The sequence below is a fragment of the Burkholderia sp. RF2-non_BP3 genome, from assembly GCF_001522185.1.
Lineage (GTDB): Bacteria > Pseudomonadota > Gammaproteobacteria > Burkholderiales > Burkholderiaceae > Burkholderia > Burkholderia diffusa.
On the sequence record NZ_LOSU01000032.1, the window covers coordinates 168,435 to 189,841 of the forward strand.

Annotated in this window: 20 protein-coding genes; 3 read left to right on the forward strand and 17 right to left on the reverse strand. The window is 67.4% G+C overall.

The window, feature by feature from the left end; all coding sequences use genetic code 11:
- Positions 1 to 13 precede the first annotated feature (13 nt).
- The gene (locus WS45_RS15730; protein WP_059700703.1) at positions 14 to 1,435 is read right to left on the reverse strand and encodes an NAD(P)/FAD-dependent oxidoreductase; all 1,422 of its coding nucleotides are present in this window, start codon (positions 1,433 to 1,435) and stop codon (positions 14 to 16) included.
- Positions 1,436 to 1,700: 265 nt separating this feature from the next.
- On the opposite strand from WS45_RS15730, the gene WS45_RS15735 reads away from it, so the two are divergent.
- The gene (locus WS45_RS15735) at positions 1,701 to 2,348 is read left to right on the forward strand and encodes a TetR/AcrR family transcriptional regulator (protein WP_059689074.1); all 648 of its coding nucleotides are present in this window, start codon (positions 1,701 to 1,703) and stop codon (positions 2,346 to 2,348) included.
- Between the two features lie 83 nt (positions 2,349 to 2,431).
- Here the strand turns inward: WS45_RS15735 and WS45_RS15740 are convergent, their stop codons facing one another.
- From WS45_RS15740 to edd, 4 genes are all read right to left on the reverse strand, one after another.
- Positions 2,432 to 2,935: a gluconokinase gene (locus tag WS45_RS15740; protein WP_059535306.1), complete on the reverse strand. Its 504-nt coding sequence runs from the start codon at positions 2,933 to 2,935 to the stop codon at positions 2,432 to 2,434.
- A gap of 13 nt (positions 2,936 to 2,948) precedes the next feature.
- The gene (locus WS45_RS15745) at positions 2,949 to 4,310 is read right to left on the reverse strand and encodes a GntP family permease (protein ID WP_059535304.1); all 1,362 of its coding nucleotides are present in this window, start codon (positions 4,308 to 4,310) and stop codon (positions 2,949 to 2,951) included.
- A gap of 221 nt (positions 4,311 to 4,531) precedes the next feature.
- Positions 4,532 to 5,158, reverse strand: coding sequence for a bifunctional 4-hydroxy-2-oxoglutarate aldolase/2-dehydro-3-deoxy-phosphogluconate aldolase (gene eda, locus WS45_RS15750; RefSeq protein WP_059465387.1), 627 nt, complete (start codon positions 5,156 to 5,158; stop codon positions 4,532 to 4,534).
- A 19-nt stretch (positions 5,159 to 5,177) separates the two neighbouring features.
- On the reverse strand, positions 5,178 to 7,034 hold the full coding sequence (gene edd, locus WS45_RS15755) for a phosphogluconate dehydratase (RefSeq protein ID WP_059700704.1): 1,857 nt from the start codon (positions 7,032 to 7,034) through the stop codon (positions 5,178 to 5,180).
- Positions 7,035 to 7,327: 293 nt separating this feature from the next.
- Between edd and WS45_RS15760 the strand changes: the two genes are divergently transcribed.
- Positions 7,328 to 8,176 carry a MurR/RpiR family transcriptional regulator gene (locus WS45_RS15760; RefSeq protein ID WP_059535300.1) on the forward strand — a complete coding sequence of 283 codons (849 nt, stop codon included), beginning with the start codon at positions 7,328 to 7,330 and terminating at the stop codon, positions 8,174 to 8,176.
- 81 nt (positions 8,177 to 8,257) lie between these two features.
- On the opposite strand, the gene WS45_RS15765 is transcribed toward WS45_RS15760, so the two are convergent.
- From WS45_RS15765 to WS45_RS15805, 9 genes are all read right to left on the reverse strand, one after another.
- On the reverse strand, positions 8,258 to 8,680 hold the full coding sequence (locus tag WS45_RS15765) for a CopD family protein (RefSeq protein ID WP_155629692.1): 423 nt from the start codon (positions 8,678 to 8,680) through the stop codon (positions 8,258 to 8,260).
- A gap of 17 nt (positions 8,681 to 8,697) precedes the next feature.
- Positions 8,698 to 9,969, reverse strand: coding sequence for a glutamate-5-semialdehyde dehydrogenase (locus WS45_RS15770; RefSeq protein WP_059700705.1), 1,272 nt, complete (start codon positions 9,967 to 9,969; stop codon positions 8,698 to 8,700).
- Positions 9,970 to 10,106: 137 nt separating this feature from the next.
- The gene (gene holA, locus WS45_RS15775) at positions 10,107 to 11,201 is read right to left on the reverse strand and encodes a DNA polymerase III subunit delta (protein WP_059700706.1); all 1,095 of its coding nucleotides are present in this window, start codon (positions 11,199 to 11,201) and stop codon (positions 10,107 to 10,109) included.
- A gap of 18 nt (positions 11,202 to 11,219) precedes the next feature.
- Positions 11,220 to 11,774 carry an LPS-assembly lipoprotein LptE gene (locus WS45_RS15780; protein WP_059689078.1) on the reverse strand — a complete coding sequence of 185 codons (555 nt, stop codon included), beginning with the start codon at positions 11,772 to 11,774 and terminating at the stop codon, positions 11,220 to 11,222.
- Positions 11,775 to 11,812: 38 nt separating this feature from the next.
- Positions 11,813 to 14,407 (reverse strand): leucine--tRNA ligase, encoded by a 2,595-nt coding sequence (gene leuS, locus WS45_RS15785; protein WP_059535290.1) that lies wholly within the window; start codon positions 14,405 to 14,407, stop codon positions 11,813 to 11,815.
- Between the two features lie 279 nt (positions 14,408 to 14,686).
- Positions 14,687 to 15,142 (reverse strand): ExbD/TolR family protein, encoded by a 456-nt coding sequence (locus WS45_RS15790; RefSeq protein ID WP_059535288.1) that lies wholly within the window; start codon positions 15,140 to 15,142, stop codon positions 14,687 to 14,689.
- Positions 15,143 to 15,164: 22 nt separating this feature from the next.
- Positions 15,165 to 15,833: a MotA/TolQ/ExbB proton channel family protein gene (locus WS45_RS15795; RefSeq protein WP_059535286.1), complete on the reverse strand. Its 669-nt coding sequence runs from the start codon at positions 15,831 to 15,833 to the stop codon at positions 15,165 to 15,167.
- A 19-nt stretch (positions 15,834 to 15,852) separates the two neighbouring features.
- Positions 15,853 to 16,650: a 4-hydroxy-tetrahydrodipicolinate reductase gene (gene dapB, locus WS45_RS15800; protein WP_059535284.1), complete on the reverse strand. Its 798-nt coding sequence runs from the start codon at positions 16,648 to 16,650 to the stop codon at positions 15,853 to 15,855.
- Between the two features lie 65 nt (positions 16,651 to 16,715).
- Positions 16,716 to 17,519, reverse strand: a complete 804-nt coding sequence (locus WS45_RS15805) for an outer membrane protein assembly factor BamE (RefSeq protein WP_059535282.1) — start codon at positions 17,517 to 17,519, stop codon at positions 16,716 to 16,718.
- A 142-nt stretch (positions 17,520 to 17,661) separates the two neighbouring features.
- Here WS45_RS15805 and fur point away from each other — a divergent pair, with 142 nt between their 5' ends.
- Positions 17,662 to 18,090 (forward strand): ferric iron uptake transcriptional regulator, encoded by a 429-nt coding sequence (fur, locus tag WS45_RS15810; protein WP_006753314.1) that lies wholly within the window; start codon positions 17,662 to 17,664, stop codon positions 18,088 to 18,090.
- 193 nt (positions 18,091 to 18,283) lie between these two features.
- Here the strand turns inward: fur and WS45_RS15815 are convergent, their stop codons facing one another.
- The 3 genes from WS45_RS15815 to WS45_RS15825 all read right to left on the reverse strand — a co-directional run bounded on the left by WS45_RS15815 (position 18,284) and on the right by WS45_RS15825 (position 21,250).
- Positions 18,284 to 18,808: an ureidoglycolate lyase gene (locus tag WS45_RS15815; RefSeq protein ID WP_059535280.1), complete on the reverse strand. Its 525-nt coding sequence runs from the start codon at positions 18,806 to 18,808 to the stop codon at positions 18,284 to 18,286.
- 13 nt (positions 18,809 to 18,821) lie between these two features.
- Positions 18,822 to 19,829, reverse strand: coding sequence for an allantoicase (gene alc / locus WS45_RS15820; protein WP_059689080.1), 1,008 nt, complete (start codon positions 19,827 to 19,829; stop codon positions 18,822 to 18,824).
- Between the two features lie 101 nt (positions 19,830 to 19,930).
- The gene (locus WS45_RS15825) at positions 19,931 to 21,250 is read right to left on the reverse strand and encodes a C4-dicarboxylate transporter DctA (RefSeq protein WP_059535511.1); all 1,320 of its coding nucleotides are present in this window, start codon (positions 21,248 to 21,250) and stop codon (positions 19,931 to 19,933) included.
- Positions 21,251 to 21,407 lie beyond the last annotated feature (157 nt).

The window sequence follows — 21,407 nt, forward strand, 5'->3', positions numbered from 1 at the left end:
GGAGCGCCGGCGATCAGAACGAAATCATCCGCCCCGGATTGAGCGCGCTCATCACGCTCATCGCCGCTTTCGCGGCAGGAATCGCGATCGGCGACAGTTGCCGGCCGAGCGGAATCTCGCGGTGGTCGATGCCGGTCAGCATCGAAAAATCGTCGTTGCGGCCTACGAAGTCGTCGCAGATCGCCTTGCCGATCCGCACCGTCTGCGCGACGCCATGCCCGCTCCAGCCCTGCACCATGTACATCGGCACACGGCCGTCGGTCTTGCGGCTGTCGGTCGCGCCGTTCAGCGTGAAATCGCTGACGCCGCTCCAGCAGTAGTCGAGCGCGAAGCGGCCGTCGTGCTGCGGAAATACCGTGTTCAGCCGCGTCAGCAGATACGCGTTGACGTCGGGCTGCGCCCAGCACGTGCCGGTGCCCTGCCCGCCGAACAGCAGGCGGTTGCCGCGCACGGGCCGGTAATAGTCGATCTGGAACTGCGTGTCGTACACCGGCATGCCGGCCGGCATCAGCGTCGCGACGTCGACGTCGAGCGGCGCCGTCACGCTCACGTACGTGAAGAACGGCACGGTGGTGGCGCCGCCGTCGTCCAGCAGCCGGAACGTCGTGTTGTGCAGCGCGAGCACGACGCCACGGCGTGCCGTAATCGTGCCGCCCGGCGTCGTCGCGACGACGCCCGCCGGCGTCTCGTCGAGCTCCAGCACCTCGGTCCCCTCGTACAGCGCACCGCCGTTCAGCCGGAAGCCGTGCACGAGGCCGCGCACCAGCGCGAGCGGATGAAGCTGGCCGCCGGTCGCGTCGATCGCCGCGCCGTGATACAGCCCCGAGCGCACGTATTCGTCATGCAGCTGATGGCGACCGACGAGCGTCACGCCAGCGTCGCCGAGATGGCGGCGTGCGTCCGCGCCGTCGAGCAGCGCGCTCATGTGGCCCGGGTGCACCGCCGCCGTGATGTGGCCGCGCTTGCGGTCGAGGTCGAGCGCGTAACGCGCGCCGATCGCGTCGATCAGGTCCATCGATTCGGCCGACGCGAAACGCCACAGCCGCTTCGCGTCGTCGTGCGACAGATGGTCGATCATGTCGGCCGCTTCCCAGCGCGCGAGGCCCGGCGTGAGCTGGCCGCCGTTGCGGCCCGACGCCGCGGAGCCGACGTGATGCTTGTCGACGAGAATCGTGTCGACGCCCGCTTCCGCGAGATGCAGCGCGGCCGATGCACCGAGCAGCCCCGCGCCGATCACCAGCACGTCGCACACCGTGTCGTGCGCGAGCGGCGCGCCGTTTTCATGGCGCGACAACGACGCCTCGTACCAGTTGGCCGGACGCTCGCCGTCGTAGCGCGACGGGTCGCACCAGTTCCAGTTGTCCTTTTCGATGTTCAGTTGCGTCCGGTCGAAACGCGATTCGCCCTGGATCAGGGGTTTGTGATTGGAAGTCATGATTGCACTTGCATGGTCTTGGGCCGCCTGTCGAAGAGCCGTTCTGGCTTCGCGGGTGGGGCAGCCGGTTCCACTTGGGTGTCAACGAGATAAAGGGCGCGATGGCCCGTGTTGACGGCAGACACACTCGTGCCTGCCAGGATCCCGGACCGTGCGAAAGCACGCATTGAAAGGTGCCGGGACACCCAATTTCTACACCGCAGAAATAATTCTACAGCGTAGAATACGCTTTCGTCAAGATTACAGTTGCTGTCATCCTGCTTCCATGAAAGACAAACCCGCTCAAGGCCCGCGCGGCCTCGACAAGGATGCGATCGTCGCGGCGGCGCTCGCGCTGCTCGAAGAGGTCGGCGAAGCCGCATTCAGCGTGCGCAAGCTCGCGCAGTCGGTCGGCTGCGACCCGATGAGCGTGCTCTATCACTTCAAGTCGAAAGAGGGCCTGAGCCGTGCGATCGCGAACGCGCTGTCGCGCTCGCTCGTGCCGGTCGATCCTTCGCTGCCGTGGCGCGAGCGGCTGCGCGATCTCGCACGCCAGTATCGCGCGCTCGCGCTGCGCCACCCCGCCGCGTTCGCGCTGCTGCAGCGTCACATGAGCACCGGGCCGGCCGATCTCGCGCACATCGAGACCGTGCATCGTGCACTGGCCGATGCCGGCATCCCACGCACCGCGCTGCCGTCCGTGTGCGTGGGCTGGTATGCGAGCGTGATCGGACTCGCCGCCGCCGAGGCCGGCGGCCTCACGCGGCCCGCGAACGAGGTCGAGCTCGCGGAAATGCATGCGTTGTCCGATACCGCGCACCCGCTCGTCAAATCGGCCGCCCCGCTCTATGCGCAGCTCGATCCGGCCGCCGTGCACAACATGATGCTGGACGTGCTGCTCGACGGCATCGCGCAGCACGCCCGCGCGACCTGAGCGGCGCGACGCACCGCGAACGAAAAAAGGCGCCCCGTGGGGCGCCTTTTTCACTGCTGCATGACGATTGCCGCGAACCGCGCTCAGTGCTGCTGCGCGATACCGATCTTCAGCATGACCTGATCGACGATCTGTTCGGGCGTCAGCTCGATGCTGACCACGATCGCTTCATCCGGGCCCGGTTCCTCGAGCGTGTCGAGCTGGCTCTTCAGCAGCGACGGATCGAAGAAATGGCCGGTGCGGGTCTTCAGGCGCTCGTGTAACACCTCGAACGAACCCTTCAGATACACGAACCGCACGTCGGTGTCGGAGCCGCGCAGCACGTCGCGGTACGACCGCTTCAGCGACGAGCAGGTGAACACGGCGGTCTCGCCGGCACGCTGCTTCTCTTCGATGGCCGCGCGGATCGTGCGCAGCCACGGCCAGCGGTCGTCGTCGGTCAGCGGAATGCCGTTGTGCATCTTTTCCTTGTTCGCCGCGCTGTGAAACGCGTCGCCGTCGGTATAGCTGCACGACAGGCGTTCTGCCAGCATTTCGCCGATTCGCGATTTGCCCGCGCCCGACACGCCCATTGCGATCAGAATCATTGACTACCCCTTGTTACAAAACCACGCTCAGCAACAGCGTAAAGCTCAGACCGAGCACCGAGATGATGGTTTCAAGCAGCGACCAGGTCTTGAACGTCTGGCCGACCGTCATCCCGAAATATTCCTTGATCAGCCAGAAGCCGCCGTCGTTCACGTGCGAGAAGATCAGCGAGCCCGAGCCGGTCGCGAGCACGAGCAGTTCCGGACGAACCGCCGCGCCCGACGCCGCGGCGATCGGCGCGACGATGCCGCAGGCCGTCGTCATCGCGACCGTCGCCGAACCCGTCGCCAGACGCATCAGCGCCGCGACGAACCAGCCGAGCAGCAACGGCGACAGGTGCGCGTGCTTCGCGGTCTCGACGATCTGCTGCGAGATCCCGCTGTCGCGCAGGACGCCGCCGAAGCCGCCGCCCGCACCGACGATCAGCGTGATGCCGGCGATCGGCGCCAGGCACTCGCCGCAGAACTTCTGGATCTGGTCGCGGTTGAAGCCCTGCAGCTTGCCGAACGTGAAGAAGCTCACGAGCACGGCGATCAGCAGCGCGACGTCGGAGTTGCCGGCAAAGCGCAGCAGGTTGTTCGGCAGCGACTTCGGTGCGAACACCAGGTCGGCCCAGCTGCCGACGAGCATCAGCACGACGGGCAGCAGGATCGTGAACAGCGTGATGCCGAAACTCGGCAGTTCGCGCTTGCGACCGTCCGTGTGCGTATCGACGAACTGCGCCGCGAGCGGGTTGTTTTCCGGCAGCTTCACGAACTTCGAGATCATCAGCGCGAACAGCGGACCGGCGATGATCGCGGTCGGCACACCGACGATCAGGCCGAACGCGATCGTCTTGCCGATATCGGCGCCGTATTGCTGAACGGCCAGCAGCGCGGCCGGGTGCGGCGGGATCAGCCCGTGCACGACGGACAGGCCGGCCACCATCGGCAGACCGACGACGAGCAGCGACTTGCCGGTGCGCTTCGCGACGTTGAACGCGATCGGGATCAGCAGCACGAAGCCGACTTCGAAGAACACCGGCAAACCGACGATGATCGCGACGAACATCATCGCCCAGTGGATGTTCTTTTCACCGAACCAGTCGATCAGCGTGGTCGCGATCCGTTCGGCGCCGCCCGATTCGGCCATCATCTTGCCGAGCATCGTGCCGAGACCGACGACGATCGCGATGTGGCCGAGCGTGCCGCCCGTGCCCGTTTCGAACGACTTGACGATCTTGTCCATCGGCATGCCGACGACGAGACCCAGGCCCAGCGAAACGATGATCAGCACCAGGAACGGGTAGATCTTGTAGCGCGCGATCATCAGGATCAGCGCGGCGATCGCGATCAGCGTGAATACGAGCAGCATGCTGCCTTGGACAGCCCCCATGTGGCACTCCTCCTTGAATTGTTCGAAACCGGGCGAGCTGTTGCGAGTATGCCCGGCTATGCAGGTCTCCGAAACACGGGGGGTACCCACCCCGTGAGGACGCTGAATTTTACTTATCTTTAGGGTCCGCGGATAGAACCGGTTCCATCAGCAAAAACCCTCGGTAAAACAAGCACTAAGCGCTTGCTTGCCGAGGGTCAAACCTTCATTTCGTACAAGTATTAACGGTGAAGCTGGCTTGCGGCTTGCGCGAGACGCGTGACCTCGGCCCAGTCCTGCGCGGCGAGCGCGGCCTTCGGCGTGAGCCACGAACCGCCGACGCACACGACGTTCGGCAGCTTGAGGAAATTCGGCGCGGTGTCGACCGTGATGCCGCCCGTCGGACAGAACTTCAGCGCCGGGAACGGGCCGTGGAACGCCTGCAGCATCGGCACGCCGCCGGCCTGCTGCGCGGGGAAGAACTTGACGATTTCGTAGCCGAATTCGAGCGCCTGAATGATGTCGCTCGGCGTCATCACGCCCGGCAGCAGCGGCAGGCCGGCGTCGAGCGACGCGAGGTGCAGATCCTTCGTCAGGCCCGGCGACACGCCGAACTTCGCCCCCGCGCGCTTCGCCTGCTCGCAGTGCTCGGGCTTCGTGATCGTGCCCACGCCGACGACGATGTCGTCCGCGAGCTGGCTCGCGCGCTGGATCGCCTCGAGGCCCGCCGGCGTACGCAGCGTGATCTCGAGCACCTTGACGCCGCCCGCGTGCAACGCGCGCGACACGTGTTCGCCCTGCTCGACCGAGTCGAATGCGAGCACCGGAATCACCGGGCCCAGCTTCACGATTTCAGCAATCGTCTTCATCAAATTCGCTCCTTGAAATTCATGCAGAGACGCGGACGGCCGCTTCGCCGACCAGCGCCCCGAAAACCGATGCGCCCTGCTCGGCCGGCGCGGCCGCCGCGCGGAACACGCCGAACAGTTCGCGACCGAAACCGACTTCGTTCTCCGCCTGATGCAGCGGCTGCGCGACCGGGCGAGCCTGCCACTCGGCGTCGTCGACCTCGATGTCGAGGATGCCGGCCTCCGCGTCGATCACGAGCGTGTCGCCCGTCTTCACCTTGCCGAGCGGGCCCGCCAGCAGCGCTTCCGGCGACACGTGGATCACGGCCGGCACCTTGCCCGACGCACCGGACATGCGGCCGTCGGTCACGAGCGCGACGTGGAAGCCCTGATCCTGCAGCACGCCGAGCAGCGGCGTCAAACGGTGCAGCTCGGGCATCCCGTTGGCGCGCGCGCCCTGGAAGCGCACGACCGCGACGAAATCGCGCTTCAGCTCGCCGCGATCGAAGGCTTCCTGCACGGCTTCCTGCGAATCGAACACGATCGCGGGCGCGGTCACCTTGCGGTGCTCGGGCGCGACCGCCGAAATCTTGATCACGCCGCGGCCGAGCCGGCCCTGCATCAGGCGCAGGCCGCCGTCCGGCTGGAACGGGTCGCGAATGCCGCGCAGCACCTTCGTGTCGTGGCTCTCGGCCGCGCCGTCGACCCACGTCAGCTTGCCGTCGATCAGCTTCGGCTCCTTCGTGTAGTGCGACAGCCCCTTGCCCGCGACGGTCGTCACGTCTTCGTGCAGCAGCCCGCCTTCGAGCAGGTTGCGCACCAGGAACGCGACGCCGCCGGCCGCGTGGAAATGGTTCACGTCGGCCTTGCCGTTCGGGTAGATCTTCGCGAGCAGCGGCACGACCGCCGACAGTTCGTCGAAATCGTTCCAGTCGATCAGGATGCCGGCCGCGCGCGCGATCGCGACGAGGTGCAGCGTGTGGTTGGTCGAGCCGCCCGTCGCGAGCAGCGCGACGATCCCGTTGACGATCGCCTTCTCGTCGATCACATGGCCGATCGGCGTGTACTGGCCGCGCTCGGCCGTCAGGTCGAGCACGCGGCGCGCGGCTTCGGCCGTCAGTGCGGTACGCAGCGGCGTGTGCGGATGAACGAACGCCGAACCCGGCAGGTGCAGGCCCATCAGTTCCATCAGCATCTGGTTGCTGTTCGCGGTGCCGTAGAACGTGCAGGTGCCATGGCCGTGATACGCGGCCGATTCGGCTTCGAGCAGTGCGTCGCGGCCGACCTGACCGGTCGCGAACTGCTGGCGGATCTTCGCCTTGTCGTCGTTCGACAGGCCGCTCGTCATCGGGCCGGCCGGCACGAATATGGTCGGCAGGTGGCCGAACTGCAGCGCGCCGATCAGCAGGCCCGGCACGATCTTGTCGCAGATGCCGAGGCAGAGCGCCGCGTCGAACATGTTGTGCGTGAGCGCGATCGCCGTGCCCATCGCGATCGCCTCGCGCGAGAACAGCGACAGCTCCATCCCCGGGTTGCCCTGCGTGACGCCGTCGCACATCGCGGGTACGCCGCCCGCGAACTGCGCGACGCCGCCGTTCTCGCGTGCGGCGGCCTTGATGATGTCGGGGAAATCCTTGTACGGCGCGTGCGCGGACAGCATCTCGTTGTACGAGGACACGATGCCGATGTTCGGCTCGCGGATCGCCTTGATCTGGAATTTGTCGCTGCCTTCGAGACCCGCGAAGCCGTGCGCGAGGTTCGCGCACGACAGCGCGCCACGCGCCGGGAACTTGCCCTGCGCGCCGTCGATGCGCTGCAGATAGGCGGAACGGGTCGATTGGCTGCGGGCGATCACGCGTTCGGTGACTTTCGCCAGGGTGGGGTGCAGCGACGTCATGCTGGGCGCTCCTGTATGCCGGACGACACCGGCGGTTGGAATCGTGGGGACGGTCGAGTGCGTCGAACGAACGAAGCCAGTCTAGTAGAAAAACTACAAGCGTGCAATGCGGATTCACATGCGCGCAACCCTTATTCCCGCCACCAGCAAGGCTTTACCTAGTGAAAACCCTAATCTTCAGCATTTGCCGCCGCGGAAATCTTTGGCGATGGAGCTAGCATTTTCATGTAGATTTTCTACAATTCGATTGCGATACACTCGCTCATCCGAACCCGATTTTCATTCGCCGTCCCATGCTGCCTCGCATTGAAGCGATCCGCGCCGACCTGCGCCCGTCCGAGCGCAAGCTCGCCGACTACATTCTCGCCGCGCCGCGCGAGGTGCTCGACCTCGCGATGACCGAGCTGTCGACCCGCGCGGGCGTCAGCCAGCCGACCATCGCGCGCTTCTGCCAGGCGCTCGGTTGCAGCGGCTTTCGCGAATTCAAGATCCGGCTCGCGCAGAGCGTCGCGCCGGGCGTGTCGTCGGTCTATCGCGACGTCGAGCCCGACGAGCCCGCGCCCGGCATCATCGGCAAGGTGTTCGACCGCACGATCGGCGCGCTGATCGAAGTGCGCAACAGCCTGTCGGCCGGCAGCGTCGCCGAGGCGATCGCGCTGCTGTCGAACGCGTCGCGCATCGAGTTCTACGGCGCCGGCGGCTCGGGCATCGCCGCGCAGGATATCCAGCACAAGTTCTTCCGGCTCGGCGTGCCGAGCGTCGCGTATTCGGACCCGCACACGTTCTCGATGTCGTCGGCGCTGCTCGGGCCGCACGACGTCGTCGTCGCGATCTCGAATACCGGCCGCACGCGCGATATCGTCGATGCCGCGCGCTCGGCGCTCGCGTGCGGCGCGAAAGTCGTCGCGATCACGCAGAGCCACTCGCCGCTCGCGAAGCTCGCGACGGTGAGCCTCGCGTCGAACGTGGCCGAGGAAACCGACGTGTTCTCGCCGATGACGTCGCGGATGTCGCATCTCGCGATCGGCGACATCCTCGCGGTCGGCGTTGCGCTGTCGCGCGGGCCCGCGCTGATGGAACGCGTCGGCCGCGCGAAGGAAGCGATCACGCGCCGCCGGATCGACGACCCGACGAAGGAATGACGCGTACGACGCGCACATGAAAACGGCGCCCCGAGGGGCGCCGTCGCGCATCGATCGACTGCCGGCATGCCGCCGGAAAGTTCAGAACGGCTTGATCACGACCAGCGCGACCGCCGCGAGCATGCCGAGCACCGGCAGTTCGTTGAACACGCGATACCACTTGTCGGAGCGCTTGTTCTCTCCGCGCTCGAACACCTTCAGCAGGTGCCCGCAGTACGCGTGATAGATCACGAGCAGCAGCACGACCGTCACCTTCGCGTGGATCCAGCCCTGCCCCTGGCCGATGCCGATCACGAGCCAGAGCCACAGCCCGCATGCGAGCGCCGGCACGGCGATCATCGTCATGAAGCGAAACAGCTTGCGCGCCATCAGCAACAGGCGCCGCACCGCGGCCGGATCGGTTTCCATGGCCAGGTTAACGTAAATGCGCGGCAGGTAGAACAGCCCCGCGAACCACGCGGCGATCAGAACGATATGGAACGTCTTGACCCAGAGCATTGCCATCGGTTGTGCGCCTCGCTTTACTGACGGCCTTCGCCGTGCCCGAGCACGACGTACTTCAGCGACGTGAGCCCTTCCAGGCCGACGGGGCCGCGTGCGTGCAGCTTGTCGTTCGAGATACCGATTTCCGCGCCGAGGCCGAATTCGAAGCCATCCGCGAAGCGCGTCGACGCATTGACCATCACGCTCGCCGAGTCGACTTCGCGCAGGAAGCGCATCGCGCGGTCGTGATCCTCGGTGACGATCGCATCGGTGTGGTGCGAGCCGTAGTGGTTGATGTGCTCGATCGCGGCGTCGAGGCCGTCGACGACCTTGATCGCGAGCACCGGCGCGAGATATTCGGTGTGCCAGTCTTCGTCGGTGGCGTCGACCAGCGGCCCGATACCGGCCTCGGCGAGCACCGCGCGCGCGGCCGCATCGACGCGCAGCTCGACCTGCTTGTCGCGATACAGCTTGCCGAGCGGCGGCAACAGCGACGCCGCGATGCCGCTCGCAACGAGCAGCGTTTCCATCGTGTTGCAGGTGCCGTAGCGGTGCGTCTTCGCGTTGTCGCACACCGTCAGCGCCTTGGCGAGATCGGCACGATCGTCGACGTACACGTGGCAGATGCCGTCGAGGTGCTTGATCATCGGCACGCGCGCCTCGTTGATCAGGCGCTCGATCAGGCTCTTGCCGCCGCGCGGCACGATCACGTCGACGTATTCGGTCATCGTGATCAGCTTGCCGACCGCCGCGCGATCGGCTGTTGCGACGACCTGCACGGCATCCTGCGGCAGGCCGGCCGCCTCGAGCCCTTCGCCGATCAGCTTCGCGAGCGCCGCGTTCGATTCGAGCGCCTCGGAGCCGCCGCGCAGGATCGTCGCGTTGCCCGACTTCAGGCACAGCGCGGCCGCGTCGATCGTCACGTTCGGGCGCGACTCGTAGATGATGCCGATCACGCCGAGCGGCACGCGCATCTGGCCGACCTGGATCCCGCTCGGGCGGTACTTGAGATTGCTGATCTCGCCGATCGGATCGGCCAGCGACGCAACCTGACGCAGGCCTTCGACCATCGTCTTCAGCGCTTTGTCCGACAGCGTCAGGCGGTCGATGAACGCCGCATCGAGCCCCTTTTCACGGGCACGGGCGACGTCGCGTGCATTCGCATCCTTCAGCGCCTGCGCGTCGCGCTCGATCGCGCGTGCCACGGCGTCGAGCGCGGCGTTCTTCGCGGCCGTGCTGGCGCGTGCCATCGCGCGGGAAGCGTGCCGGGCACGGCGGCCCAGGTCCGTCATGTACTGGTCGATATCCATCGTGTGACTCGAAAAGCGAGCCGCTTGGCGCGGCGTGAATTCGTGGGAAGCGTGGAGCGCGGCGGCAAGCGCGCCGCGCCAGCTATCGAAACATTGTAAGCGGGTTGCGATGCGTGCGCTGAAGGCCCGGACAGGGCTTAACGACGCACGCGACCCGCGGTCGGCGGTCGCTCGCCGCGGGCGCCCGCCACCGTCATCGCGAGCTGGAACAGGCCGTCCCACGGATCGGGCGGCGGATCGTCCTGCGTGCGGCGGCCCGGCGTGACGGCCGACAGCCCCTTCACCTGCCGGTCGAGCTTCGCGGCGAACGCGAGCGCTTTCTCGAGAACCGCTTCCGACACGCGGTTCAGCGCGGGGCCGACCAACCGCTCGCGCGGGCCCCACACGCGGTTCTCGCGCAGCAGCGTGGCGAGCGGCTTGCCGGCCGTCGCGCCGCGCTTGATCCGCAACAGCGTGCGCAACTCCTCGACGACGGCCCACATCACGAGCACGATCGCCTCGCCCTCGCCCTTCAACCCGTCGATCATCCGCGCGAGCCGCGCTGCGTCGCCCGCGAGCATCGCCTCGTTCAGCTTGAAGACGTCGTAGCGCGCGACGTTCAACACCGCATCGTGCACCTGCTCGAACGACAGCACGCCCTGCGGATAGAGCAGCCCGAGCTTCTGGATTTCCTGGTGCGCGGCGAGCAGGTTGCCCTCGACGCGCTCCGCGATGAACTGCAGCGCGCGCCGGCCATCGTCGCCCGGCGCGGTGCGCTGGCCCTGCATCGACAGACGCTGGCCGATCCAGTTCGGCAACTGCGCGCGGTCGACCGGATCGATCTTCAGCGCGACGCCGCCGTTCTGCAGCGCGGTAAACCACGCGGATTTCTGCGTTGCCGCGTCGAGGCGCGGCAACGTGACGAGCAGCAGCGCGTCGGGATTGGGCGTCGCCGCGAGCGTCTTGAGCGCGTCGGCGCCTTCCTTGCCGGGCTTGCCCGACGGAATGCGCAGCTCGATCAGCTGACGCTCGCCGAACAGCGACATCGCCTGGGTCGCGCCGAGCAGCACGCTCCAGTCGAAGCCGCGCTCGACCGTATGCACCGAACGTTCGGTGAAGCCGGCCGCGCGCGCGGCCGCACGAATGCGGTCGCACGCTTCCTGCGCGAGCAGCGGCTCGTCGCCGTAGACGGTGTAGAGCCCGGCCATCCCCTTCGCGAGGTGCGGCTCCAGCGCATCAAGTCGCAATTGCATCGGTGCGTGCGCGGGCGATCAGAGCGGCGGCGGCGGCAGCGGCGCGCGCGGCGCAACGCCCGGCACCACGTCCTCCGGCGCCGGCGTCAGCGAGTGGACGATCGCGAGACGCCGCATCAGCTGGTCGACCGCATCGTTCTGCATGTCGCCGTACAGGATGTCGGCTTCCTGCGCCTTCGCGTTCGTGTACTGATCGCTGTATGTCATCGCGCGGTTCAGCGCGATCGCGCTCGGCGGGATCAGCACGGTGCCGTCCTTGCTCGTCAGCGTGTAGTTCAGCGTATAGAACAACGCGTATTCCTGCGCCGAGCCGAACTTGTTGAGCGTCAGCGTGTTCTGGCCACGCGACTCCCACATGTGCAGCACGGCGTCGGCGTCGTCCGCCGACTTGACGATCTTCGTGTCGCTGCCGGCCTCGACGAGGCGCGTGAGACGCGCCTCGACGGGCGCCGGCGCACCGGCCACCAGCAGGTGCTTGAACGCGTAGTCCTGCTGGCCGCGCAGCTGGAAGCCGCATGCCGACAACGCGACCGCGCTGCCGACGGCGAGCATCAAAAACGATCTGCGGATCACCTTCGCTCCTTCTGTGTACGCCCGACGGCCGGCGGCCGTCAGACGACGATGTTCACGAGGCGGCCCGGCACGACGACGATCTTCTTCGCCGGCTTGCCGTCGCTGAACTTCGCGAATGCTTCGTCGGCCACCGCCGCCGCTTCGATCGCCTCGCGGCTCGCGTCCTTCGCCACCTTCAGCGCGCCGCGCACCTTGCCGTTCACCTGCAGCACGAGTTCGATCTCGGCCTGCTCGAGCGCGGCCTCGTCGACCTTCGGCCACGGGGCGTCGAGCAGCGGGCCGAATTCGTCCGCGTAGCCGAGCGCCTTCCACAGCTCGAACGTGACGTGCGGCACGACAGGGTACAGCACGCGCAGCAGCACGCCGTACGTCTCGCGCAGCACGCCGGGCGTCGCGCCCTTCGCGCCGTCGATCGCGTTCAGCATCTTCATCGCGGCCGATACGACCGTGTTGTACTGCAAACGCTGGTAGTCGAAATCAGCCTGCTTCAGCACGCTGTAGATCTCGCGGCGCAGTGCCTTGTCGGCGTCGCCGAGCGCGGCCGCGTCGAAGCCCGCGCGCGCGGCGAGCGCTTCGCGGTTCGTCGCGCCGAAGCTCCACACGCGACGCAGGAAGCGGCTCGCGCCTTCGACGCCCGCGCCCGACCACTCGAGCTGCTGCTCGGGCGGTGCGGCGAACATCGTGAACAGGCGCGCGGTATCGGCGCCGTACTGGTCGATCAGCACCTGCGGATCGACGCCGTTGTTCTTCGACTTCGACATCTTCTCGATGCCGCCGAGCACCACCGGCTGGCCGTCGGTGTTCAGCGTCGCGCCGACCGGGCGGCCCTTGTCGTCGTGCGTGACCGTCACGTCGGCCGGGTTGTACCAGGTCTTCTTGCCCGCCGCGTCTTCGCGGTAGAACGTCTCGTTCAGCACCATGCCCTGCGTCAGCAGGTTCTTCGCCGGCTCGCCGAACTTCACGAGGCCGAGGTCACGCATCACCTTGGTCCAGAAGCGCGAATACAGCAGGTGCAGGATCGCGTGCTCGATGCCGCCGATGTACTGATCCATCGGCATCCAGTAATCGGTGCGCGCGTCGACCATCGTCTCGGCGTCCGGCGCCGTGTAGCGCGAGAAGTACCACGACGAATCGACGAACGTGTCCATCGTGTCGGTTTCGCGCTTCGCGGCCGCGCCGCACTTCGGGCACGTGCAGTTCAGGAACGCTTCCGACTTCGCGAGCGGGTTGCCCGAGCCGTCCGGCACGAGGTCTTCCGGCAGCACGACCGGCAGGTCCTGCTCCGGCACCGGCACGTCGCCGCACGACGGGCAGTGGATGATCGGGATCGGCGTGCCCCAGTAGCGCTGGCGCGATACGCCCCAGTCACGCAGGCGCCACGTGACCTGCTTGTCGCCGAAGCCGCCGGCCTTCAGGTCGGCCGCGATCGCATCGACCGCCGCGCCGTATGCCATGCCGTCGTACTTGCCGCTGTTGACGCAGACCGCCACTTCCTTGTCGCCGTACCACTCCTGCCATGCGTCCAGCGAGTACGTCTGGCCTTCGGCCGCGATCACCTGCTTGATCGGCAGGTCGTATTTCTTCGCGAACGCGAAATCGCGCTCGTCGTGCGCCGGCACGCCCATCACCGCGCCTTCGCCATAGCTCATCAGCACGTAGTTGCCGATCCACACCTCGACCGGCTCGCCCGTCAGCGGATGCGATACCGTGAAGCCCGTCGCGACGCCCTTCTTCTCCATCGTCGCGACATCGGCCTCGGCGACGCCGCCGCGCTTGCATTCGTCGATGAACGCCTGCAGTTCCGGCTTGCCCTGCGCAAGGCGCGTGGCGAGCGGGTGCTCGGCCGCGATCGCGCAGAACGTGACGCCCATGATCGTGTCGGCACGCGTCGTGAACACGCGCAGGAGCGCCTTCTCGCCATCGAGTTCGTACGGAAAGCCGAAGTTCACGCCGAAGCTCTTGCCGATCCAGTTCTGCTGCATGATCTTCACGCGCTCCGGCCAGCCGAGGCCGTCGAGGTCGTTCAGCAGCTCGTCCGCGTACTGCGTGATGCGCAGGTAGTACATCGGGATCTCGCGCTTCTCGACGAGCGCGCCCGAGCGCCAGCCGCGGCCGTCGATCACCTGCTCGTTCGCGAGCACGGTCTGGTCGACCGGGTCCCAGTTCACGGTGCCCGTCTTCTTGTACGCGATGCCCTTCTCGAGCATCTTCAGGAACAGCCACTGGTTCCACTTGTAGTAGTCGGGCTTGCACGTCGCGATCTCGCGCGACCAGTCGATCGCGAGGCCCATCGACTGCATCTGGCCCTTCATGTAGTCGATGTTGTCGTAGGTCCACTTCGCGGGCGGCACGCCGTTCGCCATCGCGGCGTTCTCGGCCGGCATCCCGAACGCGTCCCAGCCCATCGGCATCAGCGTGTTGTAGCCGTTCATCCGCAGATAGCGGTACATCACGTCGTTGATCGTGTAGTTGCGCACGTGACCCATGTGCAGCTTGCCGGACGGGTACGGCAGCATCGACACGCAGTAGAACTTCGGCTTCTGCGAATCTTCCTTCGTCTTGTAGGCATCGGCTGCGCGCCAGTCGCCCTGAGCGGCGGCTTCGACGTCGGCGGGTACGTATCTCTCGTGCATGGTGTGGTTCGGACTAGGCTTTAAGCGGCGCGCCACGGGGCGGGCACGCGGAAGTGGACGAAATCGGGCAGCCCGGCGGCGGGAGCAGGCTCACGGTTCTCGGGCCTGCCTCATGGTTCCGGATATTCGCCGGGTAACCCGGAAGGTCTCCAGGTTACCCGGCGAAACCCTGCCAACCGGGCGGAAACGACGATTATACCGTCCGTGGCGGGCGGGACGGCCGGTCTCGCGGGCCGGCCATGCATTCTTGCCCGCCCGGGCACGCGGGCGGCCTGCGCGTCAGCGTGCCGCGCCCGCGGCAGCCGGCGCGGCGGTGCCCGCCGGCGGCATGTCGGTGACGAAGCCGATCCGCGTGAGGCCCGCGGCCTGCGCGGCGCCCATCACCTGCGCGATCACGTCGTAGCGGGTCGCGCGCGATGCGCGCAGCCGCAGCTCGGGCGGCGCAGCGCCCGCGGCGGCGGCCCGGAAACGCGCCGGCAGCGCGTCGAGTGCGACGGGCGCGTCGTCCCAGTAAAGTTTGCCGGCGTCGTCGATCGACAGCGTGACCGACTGCGGCGTGTCGCGCGCAACGCTGGCCGCGACCTTCGGCAGGTCGAGCCGGATCGCGTGCGTCATCAGCGGCGCGGTGATGATGAAGATGACGAGCAGCACGAGCATCACGTCGATCAGCGGCGTCATGTTGATCTCCGCCATCGGCGCGGACGTCTTGTGGTGCTCCAGTCCGCCGAATGCCATGGTCGTTCCTCCCGGCCGCGCGTCAGGCGCCCTGCGCGCACACGAATACGTGAAGGTCGCGCGCGAAGCCGTCGAGTTCCTCCGCGAGCTGGCGCACGAGCCGCCCGAGGATGTTGTAGGCGAGCACCGCGGGGATCGCGACGACGAGCCCGAACGCGGTCATGATCAGCGCCTCGCCGACCGGCCCCGCGACGTTCTCGATCTGCGCCTGCCCGCTCGCGGCGATGCTGCCGAGCGCGTGGTAGATGCCCCAGACGGTGCCGAGCAGCCCGACGAACGGCGCGGTGCTGCCGATCGACGCGAGCAGCACCTGACCGAATTCGAGACGCCGCTGCGAGCGCAGCATCGCGTGACGCAGCGCGCGCAGCACGCGTTCGCTGCGCTCCACACGCGCGGCGAGCGCGGCCGGATCGTGTTCGTCGGCCGCATCGCGCGCGGCTTCGGCGAGCGGTACGAACACGCGCTCGCGGTCGGCATCGGCGAGCGCGGCGATGCCGGCGTCGAGCGACGCCGCGCGCCAGAACGAGGCGAGCGCCCGCGGCCCCTGCCGCTTCGCGCGGACCAGCAGCCAGGCTTTCATGAGGAGGAAGCACCAGCTGGCGACGGACATCGCCAGCAGCACATAGGCGACGGCGTGCGTGATCGCATCGCCGCTTTCGAGGTAGTGGACAACGCCGGTGGGAATCGCCATCGGAGTTTCCCCGTGAGGGTCAGCGCAGGCCGAGCACGTCCTGCATGTCGAACAGGCCGGCGCCGCGCGCCGACAGGAAGCGGACCGCACGCAGCGCGCCCTGCGCGTACGACACGCGGCTCGACGACTTGTGCGTGATCTCGATCCGTTCGCCGATCCCGGCGAACAGCACGGTGTGATCGCCGACGATGTCGCCGCCGCGCACGGCCGCAAAGCCGATCGTCGACGGATCGCGTTCGCCCGTCACGCCGTGGCGGCCGTACACCGCGCATTCGTCGAGCGAGCGCCCGAGCGCGCCGGCAACGGCCTCGCCCATCATCAGCGCGGTGCCCGACGGCGCGTCGACCTTGTGACGATGGTGCGCCTCGATGATTTCGATGTCGTAGCCATGCGAGAAATGCTTCGCCGCGAATTCGAGCAGCTTCAGCGTGACGTTCACGCCGACGCTCATGTTCGCCGCGAACACGATGCCGATCTTGCCTGCCGCGGCCTGCAGCTCCGCCTTCTGCTCGGCGGTGAAGCCGGTCGTGCCGATCACGAGCTTCACGTCGTGGCGCAGCGCGGCCGCGACGTGCGCGATCGTGCCTTCCGGCCGCGTGAAGTCGATCAGGTAGTCGGCCTGCGCGAAGACGGCGTCGAGATCGTCGGTCAGCTTGATCCCGGTTTCCTTGCCGAGGAACGCGCCCGCGTCCTGGCCGAGGAACGGCGAATCGGCGCGGTCGAGCGCGCCGACGAGCTGCGCGTCGGAATCGTTGAGAACGGCTTCGATCAGCATCCGGCCCATACGGCCTGATGCACCGGCAATCGCAATCTTCATGGCTTTCTACACGACAGGTCTAAAGGCGGGCGGCGCATGCCGCCCTGTTTCCGCTCGCCGGCCGCTTACTGCGACTGGGCCGGCGCGGTGAGCGGCTGGTTCTGCAGGTTGTCCGAACCCCGCGGGCCGACCGGCGGCGACGCCTCGTTCGACACGTTCGGCTGCGGCGGGCGATGGAACTGGAATTGCGGCTGGATCGCCGGCGCGGCGCCCGGCGGCTGGCCGCCCGGCACCGGCGCGCCACCCGAGGCCTGCGCGGACGGCGTGAAGCGGCGGGCGGTCGTGCCCTGCCCCGACACCTGGTTGGTCGCGCGGTTCGCCGCGCGCGCCGCCTGGGCATTGGCATCCTGGTCGACGACCGCGCCCGAAACCGGCTCGGCGGACGGGCTCGCGGCAGCGGCCGCCTGCGCGGCGCTCGCGGCAGCAGCGGCTTCTGACGCCTTCTTCGCCGCGGCCGCGGCCTTCGCCTTCTTGCCGCCGCGATCGCCGTCGATATCGGCCAGCAGGTCGAGTTCGGACGGCAGGTTCTCGGCGCCCGTCCAGCTCGCGAGGCGGTCGCCCGCGAACGTCAGCACGAGGTCGCGCTGCTGGACGACGGACGTCGAGCCGCGCTTGAAGTAAAAGAGGTAATCCCAGCGGTCGGCATGGAACATGTCCGACAGCAGCGGCGTGCCGAGCAGCGCGCGGACCTGCTCGCGCGTCATTCCGGCCTGCAGCTGCGCGGCCTTCTCCTGCGACACGAAGTTGCCCTGCACGACAGTGATCCGATAGGGCGTGATGCTCTGCGCGATGCGCTGCGTCACGCTGTCGTACGACGAACAACCAGCCAGCGCGGCAACGGCGGCGGCAGCGATGATGGCACTCCGCATGCGACTCCTCTGAAGGTGCGAAAGAGATTCCGGGAACATTTCCGTCACCGTGCAGGCCCGCGTCGCGGGCCGCGCGTGTTTCTGGAACGGCGAAAAGCCGGTAACATTGAAGCCCTGCATTGTACTCTAGGGATGCCTAGCCATGACCAATCCGACGGATCTCAAGAATATCGGGCTAAAGGCCACCCTACCGCGCCTCAAGATTCTCGAGATCTTCCAGCAAAGCCCGGTGCGTCACCTGACGGCCGAAGACGTCTACCGCAACCTGCTCAACGAGCAGCTCGACATCGGGCTCGCCACCGTTTACCGCGTGCTGACGCAGTTCGAGCAGGCCGGCCTGCTCACGCGCAGCAACTTCGAATCCGGCAAGGCCGTGTTCGAACTGAACGAAGGCTCGCACCACGATCACCTCGTCTGCCTCGATTGCGGCCGCGTCGAGGAATTCTTCGATGCCGAGATCGAAAGCCGCCAGCAGGCGATCGCGAAGGAACGCGGCTTCCGGCTCCAGGAACACTCGCTCGCGATGTACGGCTCCTGCACGACCGAGAACTGCCCGCACCGCAAGCACTGATCCGCACGCTTCACGCCTGCGCCACGGCCCGGCCGGCATCTCGCCGTCCGGGCCGTGTCGTTTTCGGGATCGGAATGGAAAAGGCCCGCACGTTGCGTGCAGGCCGGTTCGGGAATGTTTCCGATCGTGAGCGGCGAGCCGTGCCGCCGCCGCGCGGTGAGCGGTGCGCGACGCCCGACGCCTTCGCCGCGCGTCAGGCCGCGCTCGCGCACGCCGGCGCGAACTCGAGCGCCCACGCGTCGTCGAGCGGAATCTCGTCGCAGTTCGGCTGCGGGCCGCCGCGGTCGACGATCACGAAGTCGCTGACCGCGTCGAGCGCGAGCAGCGGATGGTGCCAGACGCCCTTCGCGTAGTTCACGCCCTGCCAGCCTTCGGCGAGAAACGCACGCATCGCGTCGGGCCGAAACTCGCCGGCCGGCGCGACGACGATCGCGTAGCGCGACACGGCCGCGAGCGGAATGAACGCCTGGCTGCCGTGCGGATGGCGCTCCATCAGCGTGATCGCGACCGGCAGCGCGCGCGGCTGCGCGCGAAACACGCTGACGAGCGGCCGGCCGCCGTCCGCGCAGACGTCGATCGTCGCGAGATCGTGGAAGCGCTCGGTCGTGCCGCCGTTGATCGGGAAGTGCCGCGCGCCTTCGAGCGCGATCACGTCGCCGAACGGCGCGAACGCCTCGCGGGTCAGGCGCTCGACGCGCAGGATGTGTGGTCCGCTCATGCCGATTCCTCCCTCAAGCCGGCTCGCCCCACAGACGCAGGCGCGACACGCCGCCGTCCGGGAAGATGTTGAAGCGCACGTGCGTGACGGGGCCGAGCGCCGCGAGCTGGTCGAACGTATGCACGTGGTCCATCTGCAGCTTCTGCTCGCCGAGCAGTTCGGCCCAGAACATCGCCTGCGTGACGAGCGAATCGTCGGTGCCGCCCGCGACCCGCGCGGCCTGAAGCGAACAGCGGTCGGGGAAGTTGCCCTTGAAGAACGCCGTGTCGACCTCGACGCGCCGGATGATCCCCGGCCGCGCCAGCGCGACGATCGCCCAGTCGTTGCCGGGCTCGCGGCGGCGCCGCGTTTCCCAGCCGTCGCCCATGTTCGCACCGCGCCCCGGCATCAGCATCTGCGACGCCGGACCGAAGTGCTGGTTGTTCGCGGCCACCAGGTAGCCGCCGTTCTCGATCGCCGCGAGATCGACGAGTTCGCCGGCCGGCACGTGGCGCCAGTCGCGCTGCGGCTGGCCGTATACGCGCAGTCGCGCGAGCCCGCCGTCCGGATACAGGTTCACGCGCAGGTGCGTGACCGGCTGCGCATCGTCGACGCTCACGTAGTGGTGCGAATTGCCCTGCAGCGTCGTCGCGGGCACGATCGTGCGCCATTCGGCGTCGTCCGGCGGCGTGTCGCCGTCCACCGCGCATGCCTCGATCGACGCGGCCGGCGGGAAGTTGCCGGTGAAGTGGCTCGTATCGAGATCGACGCCGTGAATCACGCCCGGCCGCGCGAGCCGGACCACGCAGAAGTCGTGGCCGGTGGTGCGCTTGCGGCGCGTTTCCCAGCCGTCCATCCACTTGCCGTGGTCGTCGTACTTGCCGGGAATGAAAACGGCCGGCTCGGGATTCAGCATGCGCTCCTTCGGCGCGAAGAATTCGTCGCTGGCGAAGAGCGCCTGCGCGCCCAGGCGCGGATCGGCGAGGTTCATGTAGCGCCGCGTGAAGGCCGGCGCGTTCGGATCGAGGATGGGGGCTGCCATGTCGTCTCCATTATCTTGATGAGGGCCGGCGCATCGTGGCGCCGGCCGCAGGAAATTCGTTCGCGCGAAGCGGTCGGGGAAGCCGCTTCGCGCGAGGACGCTCAGAGCGCGTGGGCCTGGTCGCCGGCGACCGGTGCGGCGCTGCCCTGCTCGTCGGCCACGTAGCGCAGTTCGCGGTTCAGCACGCGCGTCGCGCGGGCCCGGTCGATGTCGTTCTCCCACACGGCGACGACCACCGTCGCGACGCAGTTGCCGATCAGGTTGGTCAGCGCGCGGGCGATGCCCACGAACCAGTCGACCGGCAGGATCAGCACGAGACCGAGCACCGGAATCGCGGGAATCGCCGACAGCGTCGCCGCGAGGATCACGATCGCCGACCCCGGAATCCCGTGCGCACCCTTCGACGTGACGAGCGATACCAGCAGCACGACGATCAGGTCATGCGTGGACAGCGGCGTGTTGGTGGCCTGCGCGATGAACAGCACGGCGAGCGTCAGGTAGATCGAGAAGCCGTCGAGGTTGAACGAATAGCCGGTCGGGATCACCAGGCCGACCGTCGAATCCTTGATGCCCATGTATTCGAGCTTGCTCATCACCTGCGGCAGCACCGCGTCCGACGACGCCGTGCCGAGCACGATCGACAGCTCCTCGCGCAGGTAGCGGATCAGCTTGAACACCGAGAAGCCCGCGATGCGCATCACGATGCCGAGCACGACCGTGACGAACACGATGCAGCTCAGGTAGAACACGGCGACGAGGTAGCCGAGCTGCTTGAGCGACGCGACGCCGTACTTGCCGGTCGTGAACGCGATCGCGCCGAGCACGCCGAGCGGCGCGAGCTTGATGATGAAGCCGATGATGCGGAAGAACACGTGCGACAGCTCCTCGATCAGGCTGTTCACGCGCTGCGCCTTGTCGCCGAGCAGCGACAGCGCGGAGCCGAACAGCACCGCGAACACGAGGATCTGCAGGATGTCGCCCTTCGCGAACGCGTCGATCGCGGTCTCAGGGATGATCTTCATCAGGTAGCCGGCCGTGTCCTTCAGGCTTTCGGCGTTCTTCGCGTACGACGAGAGCGAGGCCGCGTCGAGCGAGCGCAGGTCGATATTCATCCCGACGCCCGGGCGCGTCAGCCACGCGAGGACGAGCCCGATGCCGAGCGCGATCGTCGTCATCACCTCGAAGTAGACGACCGCCTTCAGGCCGACCCGGCCGACCTTCTTCAGGTCGCCCGCATTGGCCATCCCGCTGACCACGACGCAGAACACGATCGGGCCGATGACCATCTTGATGAGCTTCAGGAAGCCGTCGCCGAGCGGTCGCAGCGATTCGGCGAAATGCGGGAAGAACGCGCCGAGCGCGACCCCCAGGATTAATGCGACGACTACCCGGCCAAACAGCGAATTGAGGAATTTCGACACGGCGCTCTCCCGATCCAACGGTTGCAGTTTCGTCTGTTCATACTGGTAAGACCAGTGATGTTATGGTGGATAGTAGGAAGCCGATATAGTCGCGTCAAGGACGAACAAAATAGGGATTTCCCGCGCATGCGGGGGCGGATCGTGGCTTTCCCGTAGG